Origin of the sequence: Streptomyces sp. NRRL S-87 (genome assembly GCF_000719335.1) — a bacterium.
Taxonomy (GTDB): domain Bacteria; phylum Actinomycetota; class Actinomycetes; order Streptomycetales; family Streptomycetaceae; genus Streptomyces.
In genome coordinates this window covers 31,403-46,030 of record NZ_JOGB01000059.1, presented here as the reverse complement: position 1 = coordinate 46,030, position 14,628 = coordinate 31,403, and the positions used below count along the sequence as shown (strand labels likewise).

The window sequence follows — 14,628 nt, the reverse complement described above, 5'->3', positions numbered from 1 at the left end:
GACGCGGGGTGGAGCAGCTCGGTAGCTCGCTGGGCTCATAACCCAGAGGTCGCAGGTTCAAATCCTGTCCCCGCTACTGAAGACGAAGGCCCGGATCCTGAAGGATCCGGGCCTTCGTCGTGCCGTACCCGGTCCGCTGTCAGACCGTCGTCGTACGGTCTCTTCTGCCACCGTCCCGGCATCGGTTTGTCACGGTTCGGCACCCGTCATATGCCGTATCCGCGATCTGTCCCCCGTGTGGGGTGAGTTGGGGCATGGTCGTGTTTGACTTGTCTCTCTGTGGGCATGTCGACAAAACGCTGTAGGGACCTCACTGGCTGCGACGTTCCCGGTGTACGCGGGTAGCAGGTGATGCGACGATGGGATTTATGGGGGACAGGTCAACTCTGCTGGAGACAGGGCGGTTTGTGCGGGCGGATTCCGACGAAGTGAAGGCGGTGGACGTGGCGGGCCAGGGGCCTGACGCGCGACCGGCCGACGGCGCACCGACCGGCGCCGCGGCCGAGGCCGCACTGGCCGACGCCGTCAACGAGGCCGTCACGGACGAGGCCGTGTCCGACGCCGAGTTGGAGGCCCGGTACCGCCCCGCCGCCGAGTCCGGCGACCCGGGTGCCATGAGCGTGCTCGGCGCCCTCCTCCTGCGCCGCGGCGACCTCGACGGCGCCGAGCCGTTCCTGCGCGCGGCCACCGGCGAGGGCGACCGCGCCGCCGCCAACAACCTCGGCGTCCTGCTCCTCCAGCGCGGCTACCCCGAGGAAGCGGCCGGCTGGTGGCGGGTCGCCGCCGTCGCCGGCTCGTCCCCCGCCGCGCACGCCCTCGGCCGCCACTACCGCGAGCGCGGCGACGAGCCCGCCGCCGAGTACTGGCTGCGCCAGGCCGCGGAGTCCGGCCACGCCCTCGGCGCGTACGCCCTCGCCGACCTCCTGGAGCACCGCGGCGACGCGGGCGCCGAGCGCTGGCTGCGGGCCGCGGCGGAGCAGGGCCACCGCGAGGCCGCGTACCGCCTGGCCCGACGGCTGCGCGCCAAGCGCCCCACCGAGGCCGAGCAGTGGTTCCGGCAGTCCGCCGCCCGCGGCCACCGCCGGGCCGCCCTCCACCTGGGCTCCCTCCTGGAGGCCCGCGGCGAGCTCAAGGAGGCCGGGCGCTGGTACCTGTCCGCGGCCAAGCAGGGCGAGGCCCGGGCTGCCTGCGCGCTGGGCTTCCTGCTGCGCGACGCCGGCGACGAGGAGGGCGCGGCCACCTGGTGGCTGCGGGCCGCCGAGGACGGCGACGGCAACGCGGCGAACGCCCTGGGCGCACTGCACGCCGCCCGCGGCGAGACCGAGACCGCCGAGCGCTGGTACCGCGCCGCCATGGACGCGGGCGACCACAACGGCGCGTACAACCTCGGGCTGCTCTGCGCCGCCCAGGACCGGGTGCCGCAGGCCGAGCAGTGGTACCGGCGCGCCGCCTACGCGGGCCACCGCGAGGCCGCCAACGCCCTCGCGATCCTGCTGCTCCAGGCCGGCGACGCCGCGGGGGCCGAGCCGTGGTTCTCCAAGGCCGCCGAGGCGGGCAGCGTCGACGCCGCCTTCAACCTGGGCATCCTCTTCGCCAGCCGGGACGAGGACCGCTCTGCCCTGAAGTGGTACGAGCGGGCCGCCGCCGCCGGCCACACCGACGCGGCGCTCCAGGTCGGCATCGCCCTGGTGCGTGACGGCGAGGAGCGGGCCGCCGAGCGCCACCTGCGGTGCGCGGCGGGCGGCGGCAGCGCCGAGGCGGCGTTCCGACTGGCCTCCCTGCTGGAGTCCCTCCAGCCCCCTCCCGGGCCCGTCGGCCTGGGGGAGCGGGCCGAGCGGACCGAGAGCGAGGAGTGGTACGAGCGGGCCGCCGAGCAGGGTCACCGCCGGGCCCAGGTGCGCGTGGGCATGCTCGCGGCCACCCGCGGCGAGCTGGGCAAGGCCGCCCGCTGGTACCGGGAGGCCGCCGAGGCGGGCTCCCGCAACGGAGCCTTCAACCTCGGGCTGCTGCTGGCCCGGGAGGGCAGCGAGCCGGAGGCCGCCCTGTGGTGGACCCGGGCTGCCGTGGCCGGGCACGGCCGGGCCGCGCTGCGGCTCGCGCTGCTGGCGGCGCGGCACGGGGACCTCACCGAGGGGCAGAAGTGGTGCGCCCGGGCCATGGAGCTGGGGCCCGAGTCGGTCGCGGAGCGGGCCGGGAAGCTGCGGGAGGCGCTGGCGGAGGAGGTCAGCGCGTAAGCTCGCTGGGCTCATAACCCAGAGGTCGCAGGTTCAAATCCTGTCCCCGCTACTGAAGACGAAGGCCCGGATCCTCAGGATCCGGGCCTTCGTCGTGTTGTTCGCCGTGTTCGTCGTGTTCGCCCTCTGCCGCGGAGGGAGCGGGGCCCGGGGGCCCCGCGGTTCGGCTCCTCCCTACCGGCAGTTGGGGCACAGGCCCCGGTAGGTGACCTCGACGTCCGAGACGACGAAGCCGAAGCGCTCCGAGTCGGGGAGGTCGGCCAGCGGGTTGCCCGCCGGGTGCACGTCGCGGATCGCGCCGCAGCCGGCGCAGACCAGGTGCTGGTGCGGCCGGTGCGCGTTGGGGTCGTACCGCTTGGCGCGGCGGTCGGTCGAGACCTCCAGGATCTCGCCGAGGGAGACCAGCTCGCCCAGGGTGTTGTAGACCGTGGCGCGGGAGATCTCGGGGAGCCTCTCCACCGCGCGGGCGTGTACTTCGTCGGCCGTCAGGTGCACGTGGTCACCGTCGAGCACCTCGGCCACGACGCGCCGCTGCGCGGTCATGCGCCAGCCGCGTCCGCGGAGCCGTTCCAGCAGGTCACTCATGAACACCAGCCTAACAGCGAGGGTGACCCGGTGTAGATCCCGAACGGTTACGGAATTGGATGGGCACTCGACTTGGATGGCTTCCAGTGTGGGCTGAAATGCGACGGTGGGCCGGAACCCTACCCCAGGACCGGCCCGCCGCCCCGTGCGTCCGGCGTCAGGCCGCCACGGTCCGCCGGGCCGGGGCCCAGCAGCGGATGACGTCGCGGACCGAGACGATGCCCACCGGCCCGCCGTCGGCCAGCACGATCAGGTGCCGGAAACCGCCGTGCGCCATGGCTTCCGCGGCCTCCTGCAGGGTGGCCTCGGGCGTGCAGAACACGACGTTGTTGGTGGTGTGGGCGGAGACGAGTTCGCGGTCGGGGTCGTGCCCCGCGCCCACCGAGTTGAGGATGTCGCGCTCGGTGAGGATGCCGATGCCGCTGGTCTCGGGGTCGAGGACCACCGCCGCGCCGACGCGGCGGCCGGACATCAGGCACGCGGCCTGTCGAAGGGTGTGGGCGGGCCCGAGGGTGAGGATCAGGGTGCTCATGGCGTCGCGGACGAGCATGGAGTCAGCCACCTCCTGGGGTGAGGTCCTCCGCTCGGCGGAGCGCTTAGAGAAGGGATTCACAAGCGCACAAGTGGAGGATTCTCAGATTCCCACGACCACTGAGTGTCATCAAGAGGGCGCACGCGGTCGTTACCGCACGCGGCGTACCGCACGGCGCGCGGGGACGCACGTGTCAGCCGCGGGGGCGCAGGTACCCCAGCATCTGGTCGTGGAGCAGGCCGTTGGACGCCGCCGCGTTGCCGCCGTGCACGCCGTCGACCCCGTCGATGCTGGTGAAGCGGCCGCCGGCCTCCTGCACCACGACCGCGATGGCGGCCATGTCCCACAGGTTCAGCTCCGGCTCCGCGCACAGGTCCAGCGAGCCCTCGGCCACCATCATGTACGGCCAGAAGTCCCCGTACCCGCGCGTGCGCCAGCAGGCCCGGGTCAGGTCCAGGAAGCCCGCCAGCCGGTCCCGCTCCTCCCAGCCGGTCAGCGAGGAGTACGCGAACGAGGCGTCGGCCAGCGAGGCCACCTTCGACACCCCGATCCGGCCCTCCGCGCCCAGCGCGCCACCCGTGAACGCCCCCGCGCCCTCGGACGCCCACCAGCGGCGTCCCAGTGCCGGCGCCGAGACCACGCCGACCACGGGGCGGAACTCGCCGGTCGCGTCCTCCTCCATGAGGGAGATCAGCGTGGCCCACACCGGGACGCCCCGCACGTAGTTCTTGGTCCCGTCGATCGGGTCCACCACCCAGCGCCGGGGGCCCTCGCCGACCAGCCCGTACTCCTCGCCGAGGATCGCGTCGGCCGGCCGGGCCTCCTGGATCAGCCGCCGGACCTCGGCCTCCGTCGCGGTGTCGGCCTCGCTCACCGGCGTCATGTCCGGCTTGGTCTCCACCTTCAGGTCCAGGGCCCGGAAGCGGGCCATCGTGACCTCGTCGGCGGCGTCCGCGAGGCGGTGGGCAAGGCGCAGATCATCGTCATAAGCGGGCATGGCCGAAACAGTATCGGCCCACGATGCGGACGGGCACGCGCCCCGGCGGGTCGCGCCGCGCACCCCCTTGACACCTCCGCCGGGCCCGTCAACCCTGACCGGGAAGGCGTCCCCCGGCCGCGTCGGGGGAGGGGAGGCGAAGATGCCGACGGCTCGGGAAGCCCTGCTGGACGCCGCCGGAGCGGCCCTCGCGATACGGCCCTGGCCCACCGTGCGCATGGTCGAGGTGGCCGCCGCCGCGGGCGTCTCGCGGCAGACGCTCTACAACGAGTTCGGGGGCAAGGAGGGCCTGGCCCGCGCCCTCCTGCGGCGCGAGGCCGACTGGTACCTCGACGGGGTCGACCGGGTGCTGTACGCGGCATCCGGCGGACGCGAGCGGCTGGCGGCGGTCGCCGAGTGGACCGTACGGGCGGCGCGCGCGCACCCGCTGTTGCGGGCCCTGCTGACCGGTTGCTGGGACCCGGCCCTGCCCGCCCCGCGGCCCCACCCGGACCGCCGGTCCTCGGCCGTGCCGGCCCAGCGCAGGGCCGACGCGGGGGTCCCCGGTCCCGCCGACCTGGCCCGCGCGGTACGGGACCGCACCGCGGCCGCCCTCGAACCCGGGGAGGCCGCCCGGCGGCGCAGCGAACTGGCCGTGCGCCTCGCGCTCTCCTACGTGATCGCCCCCGCCGAGGAGGGCGGCGAGGCCCTGCGCGAGCTGCTCGGACTCCCGCCCGGCCCGTCCGCCCCCGCGCCCGACCGGCCGGGCCCGCTCGGCCGGCGCGTCCCGGACCCGCGGCGGTTCAGTGGGCGGAGCCGGAGAGCTGGAGACCGATGACCCCGAGGATCACCAGCGTGATCGAGACGATCTTCAGGGTGGAGACCAGGTCGCCGAGGAAGACCATGCCGTAGATGGCGGTGCCGGCCGCCCCGATCCCGGTCCACACCGCGTACGCGGGCCCGACGTCGAGCTTCTTCAGGGCGAGGGTCAGCAGACCGAAGCTGCCCAGGGCGAAGCTCGCGAACGCGATCGTCGGCCACAGCCGGGTGAAGCCGTGCGAGAGCTTCAGGCAGACGGCGAAGCCGGTTTCCAGGATCCCCGCGACCACGACCAGCAGCCACGCCATGACGCACCTGCCTCCCGCACACTCGGTGACTGCTTCGTCTCACTTGGTGCGATTATGCATTTACCAGACCTCCCGCCCGCCAAACCCCGCAGCGTCACGGAAAGGGCCGGTCAGTCGCCCTCGCGGCGCTCCCGCGTGGCCAGCAGCCGCCGCAGCGAGTACAGCCGCGCCGGGTCCGCACGGCCCTCCTCGACCCACTGGTCCAGCGCGCAGTCCGGCTCGTCGTGGCTGCACGCGCGCGGGCAGCCCTCCGTGCCGTCCACCAGGTCGGGGAAGGCCAGGATGACCCGGGCCGGGTCGACGTGGTGCAGGCCGAAGGAGCGCACGCCCGGGGTGTCGATGACCCAGCCGTCGCCGTCCGGCAGCGGCAGCGCCAGCGCCGACGTGGTGGTGTGCCGGCCGCGTCCGGTCACCTTGTTGACGTGCCCGGTCGCGCGCTGGCGGCCCTTGGCGACCAGGGCGTTGACCAGCGTGGTCTTGCCGACGCCGGAGTGGCCGACGAACGCGGTGACCCGGTCCGTCAGGTGCTCGCGGACCCGGTCGGCGGCGTCCCCGGTCTCCAGCTCGTCCCGGTTGACCACCACGTGGGCCAGGCCCAGCGTGGCGTAGGTGTCGAGGATCTTCTCCGCCGGCGCCAGGTCCGACTTCGTCAGCACCAGCAGCGGCTCCAGGCCGGCGTCGTACGCGGCCACCAGGCAGCGGTCGATCATCCGGGGCCGGGGCTCCGGGTCGGCCAGGGCCGTCACGATCGCCAGCTGGTCGGCGTTGGCGACCACCACGCGCTCGTACGGGTCGTCGTCGTCGGCGGTACGGCGCAGCACGGACTTCCGCTCACCGATCCGCACGATGCGGGCCAGCGTGTCCTTCTTGCCGGACAGGTCCCCGACGAGGGAGACGGTGTCGCCCACGACCGCGGCCTTGCGGCCCAGCTCGCGGGCCTTCATGGCCAGCACCTCGCGGTCCTCGACCAGGCAGGTGAGCCGGCCGCGGTCCACGGTCAGGACGAAGCCGTCGGCCGCGTCCTCGTGCTTGGGCCGGATGTTGGTCCGGGGCCGGTTGCCCTTGGGGTTGGGGCGGGACCGGATGTCGTCCTCGTCGGTGTGCTTGCCGTACCGGCGCATCGCTCAGGCCTCCGAGCCCGCGAGCATGCCGGTCCACATGTTCGGGAAGTCGGGCAGCGTCTTCGCCGTCGTCGCCACGTTCTCGATCTCCACCCCCGGTACGGCCAGGCCGATGATCGCGCCCGCGGTGGCCATCCGGTGGTCGTCGTAGGTGTGGAACACCCCGCCGTGCAGCGCGCGCGGGCGGATGTGCAGGCCGTCGGCGGTCTCGGTCACGTCGCCGCCCAGCTCGTTGATCTCCTTGGTCAGCGCCGCCAGCCGGTCCGTCTCGTGCAGCCGCAGGTGCGCCACGCCCCGCAGGGTCGAGGGGGAATCGGCCAGGGCGGCCACCGCCGCGATGCCCGGGGTCAGCTCGCCCACCTCGCCGAGGTCCACGTCGATGCCGTGGATCCGGCCGGAGCCGGTGAACACCAGGCCCTCGTCCGTGAGCTCGCAGGAACCGCCCATCTCCGTGAAGATGCGGCGCAGCTCGTCACCCGGCTGGGTCGTGCGGCGCGGCCAGTCGCGGACGGTGACCGTACCGCCGGTGATCAGGGCCGCCGCCAGGAACGGCTGGGCGTTCGACAGGTCCGGCTCCACCACCAGGTCGCGGCCGAGCAGGGCGCTCGGCGAGACCCGCCACACGTTCTTCTCGCCGCCGGCCTCGGGGGTGTCGACCTGGGCGCCGGCCGCGCGCAGCATCTCCACCGTCATGCGGATGTGCGGCAGCGACGGCAGCGTGTCGCCCACGTGCCGCACCTCCACGCCCTGGTTGAAGCGCGGCGCCGACAGCAGCAGCGCGGAGACGAACTGGGAGGACGAGGAGGCGTCGATCTCGACGGTGCCGCCCTCCAGGGCGCCCCCGCCGTGCACGGTCAGCGGCAGCGCGCCGCGACCGCCGTCGTCGATCCGGGCGCCCAGCGCGCGCAGTGCCGTGATGACCTGGCCGAGCGGGCGCTCGTACGAGCGGGGGTCGCCGTCGAACCGGACCGGGCCGTCCGCCAGGGCCGCGACCGGAGGCAGGAAGCGCATGACCGTGCCCGCGTTGCCGACGTCCACGGTGGCCGGGCCGTGCAGGCCGGCCGGGATGATCCGCCAGGCCTCGCCGGTGTCCCCCGCACCGCCCGAACTGGAGGAGACCGTCTCCTCGATGCCCACGCCCAGGGCGCGCAGCGCGTCCGACATCAGCTGCGAGTCGCGCGAGCGCAGCGGACGGCGCACCCAGCCCGGCTCCGCGGCCAGCGCGGCCAGCACGAGGGCGCGGTTGGTGACCGATTTGGACCCCGGCACCGTGACGGTGGCACGGACGGGCCCGTCGGCGAGCGGGGCGGGCCAGAGGGCGGGGAGCGCGGGGGTCTGGGTCATGCCCTCACTCTAGATGCTCGGGACCCCGCCCCCTTGCCCGGAACCGGGCCCGTCTCAGGGGTCGGAAGGCCCCCGCCCCGGGCGGGCACCTTCATGATCGAAAGCGCGCTCCCTAGCCCTCGAGCAGCGGGGCCAGCAGCCAGCGCCCGCCGCCGATCAGGGAGCATAGCGAGACCGCGTGGAAGAGGAACAGCCACATTGCCGGGTGCACGTGGGTGAGCCGGGCGAGCTGGTCGGCGTCCGAGTCCGGCGCACCGCCGTGCCGCCGCTTGCGCTGCAGCTCGAACACCGGCCGCACCCCGCCCAGCAGCAGGAACCACACCACCCCGTACGCGAACAGCGCCTGTACCTGCGTCGGAGCCAGCCACGACACCAGCAGGAACGCGCCCCCGGTCAGGACGGTGGTCAGCACCCCGTACGCATTGCGGATCATCACCAGCATCAGGAGCAGCAGCGCGGTCGCCGCCCACAGCAGCAGCGTCACGCGGTGCGCGCCGAGCAGTGCGGCCCCGCCCAGGCCGAGCAGGGACGGGGCGGTGTAGCCGGCGGCGGCGGTCAGGATCATGCCCGGGCCGGACGGGCGGCCGCGGCTGACGGTCAGGCCGCTGGTGTCGGAGTGCAACCGGATCCCGGACAGCCGGCGGCCGGTGAGCACCGCGACCAGGCCGTGCCCGCCCTCGTGCGCGATGGTGATCGCGTTGCGGGATATCCGCCAGGCCGGCCGCGGTACCACGGCGGCCAGCGCGACCAGGCCCGTGGCCACGACCAGCCACGGCTCGGGCGCGGCCTGCAGTCCCGTGACCCGATCCCAGAGCCCGCCCAGTGCGCTGCTGTCCATGATGTGGCCGTCTCCTTGCGGTAGGTCTCGCGTGCCGTGGCAGTGTTGCAGGCATGTGCGGACGGTATGCATCGAGTCGTGGGCCCGAAGAGCTGGTGGAGCGCTTCGGGATCGAGAGGTGGGAGCCCGCGGAGGCACTGGCACCCGACTACAACGTGGCGCCCACCAAGCAGGTGTACGTCGTCCTCGACCGCCCCCTGAAAGACGCGCGGGACCCGCGCCCGGTTCGCCAGCTGCGCGTCCTGCGCTGGGGCCTCGTCCCGTCCTGGGCCGAGAACCCCGACGGCGCCGCCCGGATGATCAACGCGCGGGCCGAGTCGCTCCACGAGAAGCCGTCCTTCCGGAGGCCCTTCGCGCAGCGCCGCTGCATCGTCCCCGCCGACGGCTACTACGAGTGGGTCACCGGCAGCGACGAGCGCGAGCTGGAGGTGGAGGGGAAGCGGAAGCGGCCCCGCAAGCAGCCGTACTTCGTGCTCCCCGCCGACGGCTCGGTCTTCGCGATGGCCGGCATATACGAGTTCTGGCGGGACCGCACGCTGCCCGGCGAGCACCCGCAGGCCTGGTGGGCGACCTGCTCGGTGATCACCACCGACGCCGAGGCCGCCCCGCTGGGCGTGGCCCCGGCCGAGGGGCCGCGGTCCCTGGCCGAGATCCACCCCCGGATGCCCCTCATGCTCACCCCCGACCGCTGGGACGCCTGGCTGGACCCCCGCCGCACCGACACCGACGGGCTGCGCGAACTGCTCGCCCCGCCGCCCGAGGGGCTCATGCGGGCCTACCCGGTGCCGACGGCCGTGTCGAACGTGCGCAACAACGGCCCCGAGTTGATGACCGAGCTCGACGCGCCTGAGCTCGGCACCCTGTGGTGACGGGGCAGGATGGCGCCATGACGCGCACCCGCACGCAATCCGTCGAGACGCCCGCGGGCGAGGCCCGGATCACCTGGCACACCGCCGCGGACGCCCGCCTGGTGCTGGCCGTGGGCCACGGCGCCGGCGGCGGCATCGAGGCCCGCGACCTCCAGGCCCTCGCCGCGGCGCTGCCCGGCCGCGGCGTGACCGTGGCGCTGGTCGAGCAGCCCTGGAGGGTCGCCGGAAAGAAGGTCGCGTCCGCGCCCAAGGTCCTCGATCAGGGGTGGCGGGGTCTGTGGCCCGCGCTGGCCGCGCCCGGCCTTCCCGTGGTCGCGGGCGGCCGCAGCGCCGGGGCCCGGGTGGCCTGCCGCACCGGCCGGGAGCTCGGGGCGCTGGCCGTCCTCGCGCTGGCCTTCCCCCTGCACCCGCCCGGCAAGCCGGAGAAGTCCCGGGCCGAGGAGCTGACGGAGGCCGGTCTGCCCACCCTCGTCGTCCAGGGCGGCCGGGACGCCTTCGGCCGGCCCGAGGAGTTCCCGGAAGGCGGGTTCTCCCTGGTGGAGGTACCTTTTGGGGACCACGGGTTCGCCGTGCCCAAGAGGGCGGACATCGGTCAGGACGAGGCGCTGGAGCTCATCGCCGGGGCCGTCGGGGACTGGCTGGAGAAGCTGCCCGGCTGATTGCGGAGGCCGCGGTTCCATTCCCGTCGGCGGTGTGGTGACGGACACCCGCCCGCGCCGCCCGGCCTGGGAATGCGCCGACCGGCCCCTCTGTTGTGCCAGACGTCGGTAAACGTACGCACGCACGCCAGAGGAGAGGGACCGCATGGGTTCGACCATCTGCCCGAACCGTCCGCAGGCCGCCGACCTGGAGTGGACGGTGCTGCCGGGGCCCAAGCGCGCCCCTGCTCGGGCGGCGGACGGCCAGGATGGTCGACTATTCTCCGATTCGAGCGGGTCCGCCCACGGCCTCGCCCCGGTGTTGGAGGAGGTGGGTCCTGTCTCTGGGACCGACGACGGCCACGTGGAGGAGACGACCGCCGAGCGCAATGCGCGCTTCGAGCGGGACGCACTCGGTTACCTCGACCAGATGTACTCGGCCGCGCTGCGCATGACGCGCAATCCGGCCGACGCCGAGGACCTCGTGCAGGAGACGTACGCGAAGGCGTACGCGTCCTTCCACCAGTTCCGCGAGGGCACCAACCTGAAGGCGTGGCTGTACCGCATCCTGACCAACACCTTCATCAACTCCTACCGCAAGAAGCAGCGGGAGCCGCAGCGCAGCGCGGCCGAGGAGATCGAGGACTGGCAGCTGGCCCGGGCCGAGTCGCACATGTCGACCGGTCTGCGCTCCGCCGAGTCGCAGGCGCTCGACCACCTGCCCGATTCGGATGTCAAGGAAGCGCTCCAGGCCATTCCCGAGGAGTTCCGCATCGCCGTCTATCTGGCCGACGTCGAGGGCTTTGCGTACAAGGAGATCGCGGACATCATGGGTACACCCATCGGTACGGTCATGTCGCGACTGCACCGTGGCCGCCGCCAACTCCGTGGAATGCTCGAGGACTACGCCCGTGAGCGCGGGCTGGTCCCGGCTGGCGCCGGAGAGTCGAACGATCGGAAAGGCTCGGGCTCATGAGCTGCGGAGAGCCGCACGAGACGGACTGCTCTGAGGTCCTGGACCACCTTTATGAGTTCCTCGACCACGAGATGCCGGACAGCGACTGCACGAAGTTCGAGACCCACTTCGGGGAGTGCAACCCCTGCCTCGAGAAGTACGGGCTCGAGCAGGCCGTGAAGAAGCTGGTGAAGCGCTGCTGCGGGTCGGACGACGTCCCGACCGACCTGCGCCAGAAGGTCATGGGCAGGATCGAGCTGATCCGCTCCGGCCAGGCCGTCCCCGAGCAGGACGTCAGCGCTCCGCCCGCCACCGGCTGAGTTCCGCCGATTCACCCGGACGGCCGCCCCGAACGCATCACTTCGTTCACCCGAAGGTGCTAATCCGGGGCTACCCGGACGGCGCAATACGAAAATGGGGCCCGGCAGCGACCGGGCCCCACCTATTCTCCCCAATCGGTGCCGCCGCACCGATTCGGTACCGGGTTTCTCCCGGGTGCACGGGGAGGAGAGCGCCATGCGGGCACTTCCGCCGGGGGCGCGCGTCCTCATTCTGTGCGCCCTGTCCGGCGCGGCCCTCTGCGCCGCCCCCGCACTGACCGCCGCCGGTACGCCCTGGCCGGCCGTCGCGGTCCTCGCCGCCCTCTACCTCTGCGTGGAACTGGTCCGTGCCTGCCGGGCCTTCGACGCCCGCGTCCCCCAGGGCCTGGGCGCCTTCCTGCCCGTCGTCCTGGCCGCCGTCTTCCTGCTGCCCCCGGCCGCCGCCGCGCTCGTCGCGGTCCCCGGCGCGCTCGCCGGGCGCGTCGAGCAGCGGCCCGCCGGGGTCCGGCGCGGGTGGCACGCGGCCCAGCAGGCCCTGGCCGCCTGGGCCGCCGGGCACACGTACGCCGTCCTGCGCGGGCCGGCGGCGCTCGGCGGCGCCGACCCCGGCCAGGGGCCGCACTTCCCGTACGTGCTGCTGCCCGCCGCCGTCGCGGCGGCCGCCTTCTGCCTCGTGCTCACCGCCCTCGACGGTCTGGTCCTCGCCGCGGCCGAGCGGCGGCCGGTCCGGGCCGCCTGGCGCGGGCTGGTGTTCCGGGCCCTCGTGCCCTTCTGGGTGCACGGGCTGGCCGGGCTGATGATGGCCGTGCTGTGGCACAGCCCCTACGGGGCGCCCGCCGCCCTGCTCGTCCTGCTGCCCATGTACATCTCCTGCTGGGTGTTCGCCCAGTACCAGCAGGAGCGGGCCGCCCACCAGGCCACGATCCGCGCCCTCGTCCAGGCCGTGGACATCAAGGACCGCTACACCCGCGGCCACAGCGAGCGCGTCGGCCAGGCCTCCGCGATGATCGCCCGCGAGCTGGGCATGCCGGAAGAGCGGCTGGAGGTGGTCCGGTTCGCCGGGATCCTGCACGACGTCGGCAAGCTCGGGGTGCCGACCCGGCTGCTGCGCAAGGACGGGCCGCTGACCGCCGACGAGCGCCGCGTCATCGAGCTGCACCCCGAGTACGGGCACGAGATGGTACGCGGCATCGGCTTCCTCGGCGAGGCCCGGGCGGCGATCCTGCACCACCACGAGCGGGTGGACGGCTCCGGCTACCCCTACGGGCTGACCGGGGACCAGATCCCGGAGCTGGCCCGGGTGGTGGCGGTGGCCGACGCCTTCGACGCGATGACCTCCACCCGCTGCTACAGCCGGGCCCGGCCCGTGGCGACCGCCGTGGCGGAGCTGCGGCGGTGCGCGGGGGCGCACTTCGACCCGGCGATGGTGGGCGCTCTGGTGCGGGCGGTCGAGCGGGAGGGGTGGAACCCCGCGGTCACCTCGGACGAGGACACCGTGTCGGTGGCCGCACCGCGGGCGGCGGACGGACCGCGGCCGGCGGACGGTCCGCGGGCCGGGGATGGGCCGCGGGCGGCGGAGGGGCCGGTCGCGGCGGACGGGCCGGTCGCCGGGCCCGGTACCGCCACCACGCCCGGCGGGCTGGTGCCCGGCCAGGGCGGCAGCGGCGCCGGGGCGCGGGCAGCGGGCGCCCCGCGGCGGCGGCCCGGCGAGGGCCGGTGACGCCCGCGGTGCCCGGCGGCGACGGCCCCGGGCCCTGTCGCGGCGGGACGGCGGCGGTGGCGCTGGTCCGCGGCGCGGCCGCGGCCCTCACCGCGCTCGCCCTCGGCTGGACGCTCTGGCACGGGGTCGTCGAACCCGCCACCGCCCTGGCCTTCGGCGTCCTGATCACCGTCGGCGAGCTGGCCCGCAGGGAGGCCCCCGAGGCCGCCGGCCACGCCCTGGCGGGCGGCCGCCAGCCCGCGCCGCTCGGCTCCGCGGGAGCGCTCGCCTACGCCCTGCTCGGCCAGAACGCCGGCCGCCCCACCCACCACGGCGTGCTCCAGATCGTGGCCGTCGTGGTGGCCGCGGCGCTCGTCGGCGTGGTCCCGCACGTGGCGACGGGCCGCGCACCCGCCCTCGACCACGTGGCCCGGCGCGTGCTCACCGTGGCCTTCGCCGCCGCCTGCTTCCAGCCCCTCTACAACTCCGGCCGCCTGGACCGGTGGCTCGGCCAGAGCCCGTACCTCGTCGGCTACCTGGTCGCCCTGCTCGGGCTCACCGCCCTGTGCGACGCGGTGCTCGCCGCCGCGCTGGCCGCGGCCCGGACCGGCTGGCCGTACGGGCCCCTGCTGCGCGACGAGCTGCGCGCCCTGCGCGGCATCGGCTCGGCGATCTGCGCCAGCGGGGTGGTGATGGCCCTCGGCACCGCGGTGGTCGGCCCGTGGGCCCTGCCGGTGTTCAGCGTGCCCCTGCTGCTGACCCAGCTGTCCTTCCGCCGCATCTGGGCCGTCCGCACCACGTACCGGCAGACCATCACCTCCCTCGCCCGGGCCACCGAGATCGCCGGCTACACGCGGCAGGGGCACGCCCGCCGGGTGGCCGCCCTCAGCTGCGCCGTCGGCCGCGAGCTGGGCCTGACCGAGCGGGACCTGACCGTGCTGGAGTACGCGGCCCTCATGCACGACATCGGCCAGCTCTCCCTCGTCGACCCGGTCCCCAGCGGCGCCACGGCCCCGCTCCCCGCCCCCGAGCGGCAGCGGATCGCCCGGCTGGGCGGCGAGGTGGCCCGGCAGACGGGGGTGCCCGCGGAGGTGGCCGTCGTGGTGGAGCGGCAGGCCGATCCGTACCGCCAGCAGCCCGTGGCCGCCCGGATCGTCCGGGCCGTCAACGCGTACGACGACCTGGTCGGCGGGGCGCGGCACCCCGGTGGCTCGCTGGCGGCATTGGAGCAGCTGCGGCTGGGTACCGGCCACGAGTACGAGCCACGGGTCGTGGAGTGCCTCGCCCGGGTCCTCCAGCGTGGCGGCGGGCGGCCCGCGGGGGCCGCTGCGGGGGCCGGAGTCACGGCCTATCCCGGGGGGTAACCCATGGGTAATGAGCGGCCGTCCGA

The 14,628-nt window shown here is 74.4% G+C and carries 15 protein-coding genes and 1 tRNA gene; 9 read left to right on the top strand and 7 right to left on the bottom strand.

The annotated features are described in order from the left end of the window. Positions 1–2 precede the first annotated feature (2 nt). Both IF43_RS0129045 and IF43_RS39960 read left to right on the top strand, forming a co-directional pair. Positions 3–76, top strand: a tRNA-Met gene (locus tag IF43_RS0129045). Positions 77–359: 283 nt separating this feature from the next. After that, the gene (locus IF43_RS39960; RefSeq protein WP_030207311.1) at positions 360–2,234 is read left to right on the top strand and encodes a tetratricopeptide repeat protein; all 1,875 of its coding nucleotides are present in this window, start codon (positions 360–362) and stop codon (positions 2,232–2,234) included. Between the two features lie 174 nt (positions 2,235–2,408). Here IF43_RS39960 and IF43_RS0129030 read toward each other — a convergent pair whose 3' ends face one another. From IF43_RS0129030 to hisN, 3 genes are all read right to left on the bottom strand, one after another. Further along, the gene (locus IF43_RS0129030) at positions 2,409–2,819 is read right to left on the bottom strand and encodes a Fur family transcriptional regulator (RefSeq protein WP_030207307.1); all 411 of its coding nucleotides are present in this window, start codon (positions 2,817–2,819) and stop codon (positions 2,409–2,411) included. A 157-nt stretch (positions 2,820–2,976) separates the two neighbouring features. Beyond that, the gene (locus tag IF43_RS0129025) at positions 2,977–3,369 is read right to left on the bottom strand and encodes a cyclic nucleotide-binding/CBS domain-containing protein (RefSeq protein ID WP_030207303.1); all 393 of its coding nucleotides are present in this window, start codon (positions 3,367–3,369) and stop codon (positions 2,977–2,979) included. Between the two features lie 175 nt (positions 3,370–3,544). Continuing rightward, on the bottom strand, positions 3,545–4,348 hold the full coding sequence (hisN, locus tag IF43_RS0129020; protein ID WP_030207299.1) for a histidinol-phosphatase: 804 nt from the start codon (positions 4,346–4,348) through the stop codon (positions 3,545–3,547). A 142-nt stretch (positions 4,349–4,490) separates the two neighbouring features. Here hisN and IF43_RS0129015 point away from each other — a divergent pair, with 142 nt between their 5' ends. Continuing rightward, on the top strand, positions 4,491–5,165 hold the full coding sequence (locus IF43_RS0129015) for a TetR/AcrR family transcriptional regulator (protein WP_063753414.1): 675 nt from the start codon (positions 4,491–4,493) through the stop codon (positions 5,163–5,165). Here the strand turns inward: IF43_RS0129015 and IF43_RS0129010 are convergent. The 4 genes from IF43_RS0129010 to IF43_RS0128995 all read right to left on the bottom strand — a co-directional run bounded on the left by IF43_RS0129010 (position 5,131) and on the right by IF43_RS0128995 (position 8,757). Next, a complete protein-coding gene (locus tag IF43_RS0129010; RefSeq protein WP_030207292.1) occupies positions 5,131–5,454 on the bottom strand; it encodes a multidrug efflux SMR transporter in 324 nt (107 codons plus the stop codon). The two genes, IF43_RS0129015 and IF43_RS0129010, sit on opposite strands and share 35 nt — an antisense overlap. 110 nt (positions 5,455–5,564) lie before the next feature. After that, positions 5,565–6,575: a ribosome small subunit-dependent GTPase A gene (gene rsgA / locus IF43_RS0129005; RefSeq protein WP_030207282.1), complete on the bottom strand. Its 1,011-nt coding sequence runs from the start codon at positions 6,573–6,575 to the stop codon at positions 5,565–5,567. A gap of 3 nt (positions 6,576–6,578) precedes the next feature. Then, complete coding sequence (aroA, locus tag IF43_RS0129000; RefSeq protein WP_030207279.1) at positions 6,579–7,919, bottom strand: 3-phosphoshikimate 1-carboxyvinyltransferase; 1,341 nt, start codon at positions 7,917–7,919, stop codon at positions 6,579–6,581. 112 nt (positions 7,920–8,031) lie between these two features. Further along, positions 8,032–8,757: a M50 family metallopeptidase gene (locus IF43_RS0128995; protein WP_030207276.1), complete on the bottom strand. Its 726-nt coding sequence runs from the start codon at positions 8,755–8,757 to the stop codon at positions 8,032–8,034. Between the two features lie 53 nt (positions 8,758–8,810). On the opposite strand from IF43_RS0128995, the gene IF43_RS0128990 reads away from it, so the two are divergent. From IF43_RS0128990 to IF43_RS0128965, 6 genes are all read left to right on the top strand, one after another. Beyond that, a complete protein-coding gene (locus IF43_RS0128990; protein WP_030207274.1) occupies positions 8,811–9,626 on the top strand; it encodes an SOS response-associated peptidase in 816 nt (271 codons plus the stop codon). Positions 9,627–9,643: 17 nt separating this feature from the next. Next, entirely contained in the window at positions 9,644–10,285 is a 642-nt protein-coding gene (locus tag IF43_RS0128985) for an alpha/beta family hydrolase (RefSeq protein WP_030207270.1), read from the top strand. 145 nt (positions 10,286–10,430) lie between these two features. Continuing rightward, positions 10,431–11,240, top strand: coding sequence for a sigma-70 family RNA polymerase sigma factor (locus IF43_RS0128980; protein WP_078910544.1), 810 nt, complete (start codon positions 10,431–10,433; stop codon positions 11,238–11,240). Further along, positions 11,237–11,539, top strand: coding sequence for a mycothiol system anti-sigma-R factor (gene rsrA, locus IF43_RS0128975; RefSeq protein WP_030207267.1), 303 nt, complete (start codon positions 11,237–11,239; stop codon positions 11,537–11,539). The genes IF43_RS0128980 and rsrA overlap by 4 nt, the downstream gene beginning before the upstream one ends. Before the next feature lie 196 nt (positions 11,540–11,735). Then, a complete protein-coding gene (locus IF43_RS0128970; RefSeq protein ID WP_078910543.1) occupies positions 11,736–13,259 on the top strand; it encodes an HD-GYP domain-containing protein in 1,524 nt (507 codons plus the stop codon). A 62-nt stretch (positions 13,260–13,321) separates the two neighbouring features. Beyond that, a complete protein-coding gene (locus IF43_RS0128965) occupies positions 13,322–14,602 on the top strand; it encodes an HD-GYP domain-containing protein (protein WP_051796379.1) in 1,281 nt (426 codons plus the stop codon). Positions 14,603–14,628 lie beyond the last annotated feature (26 nt).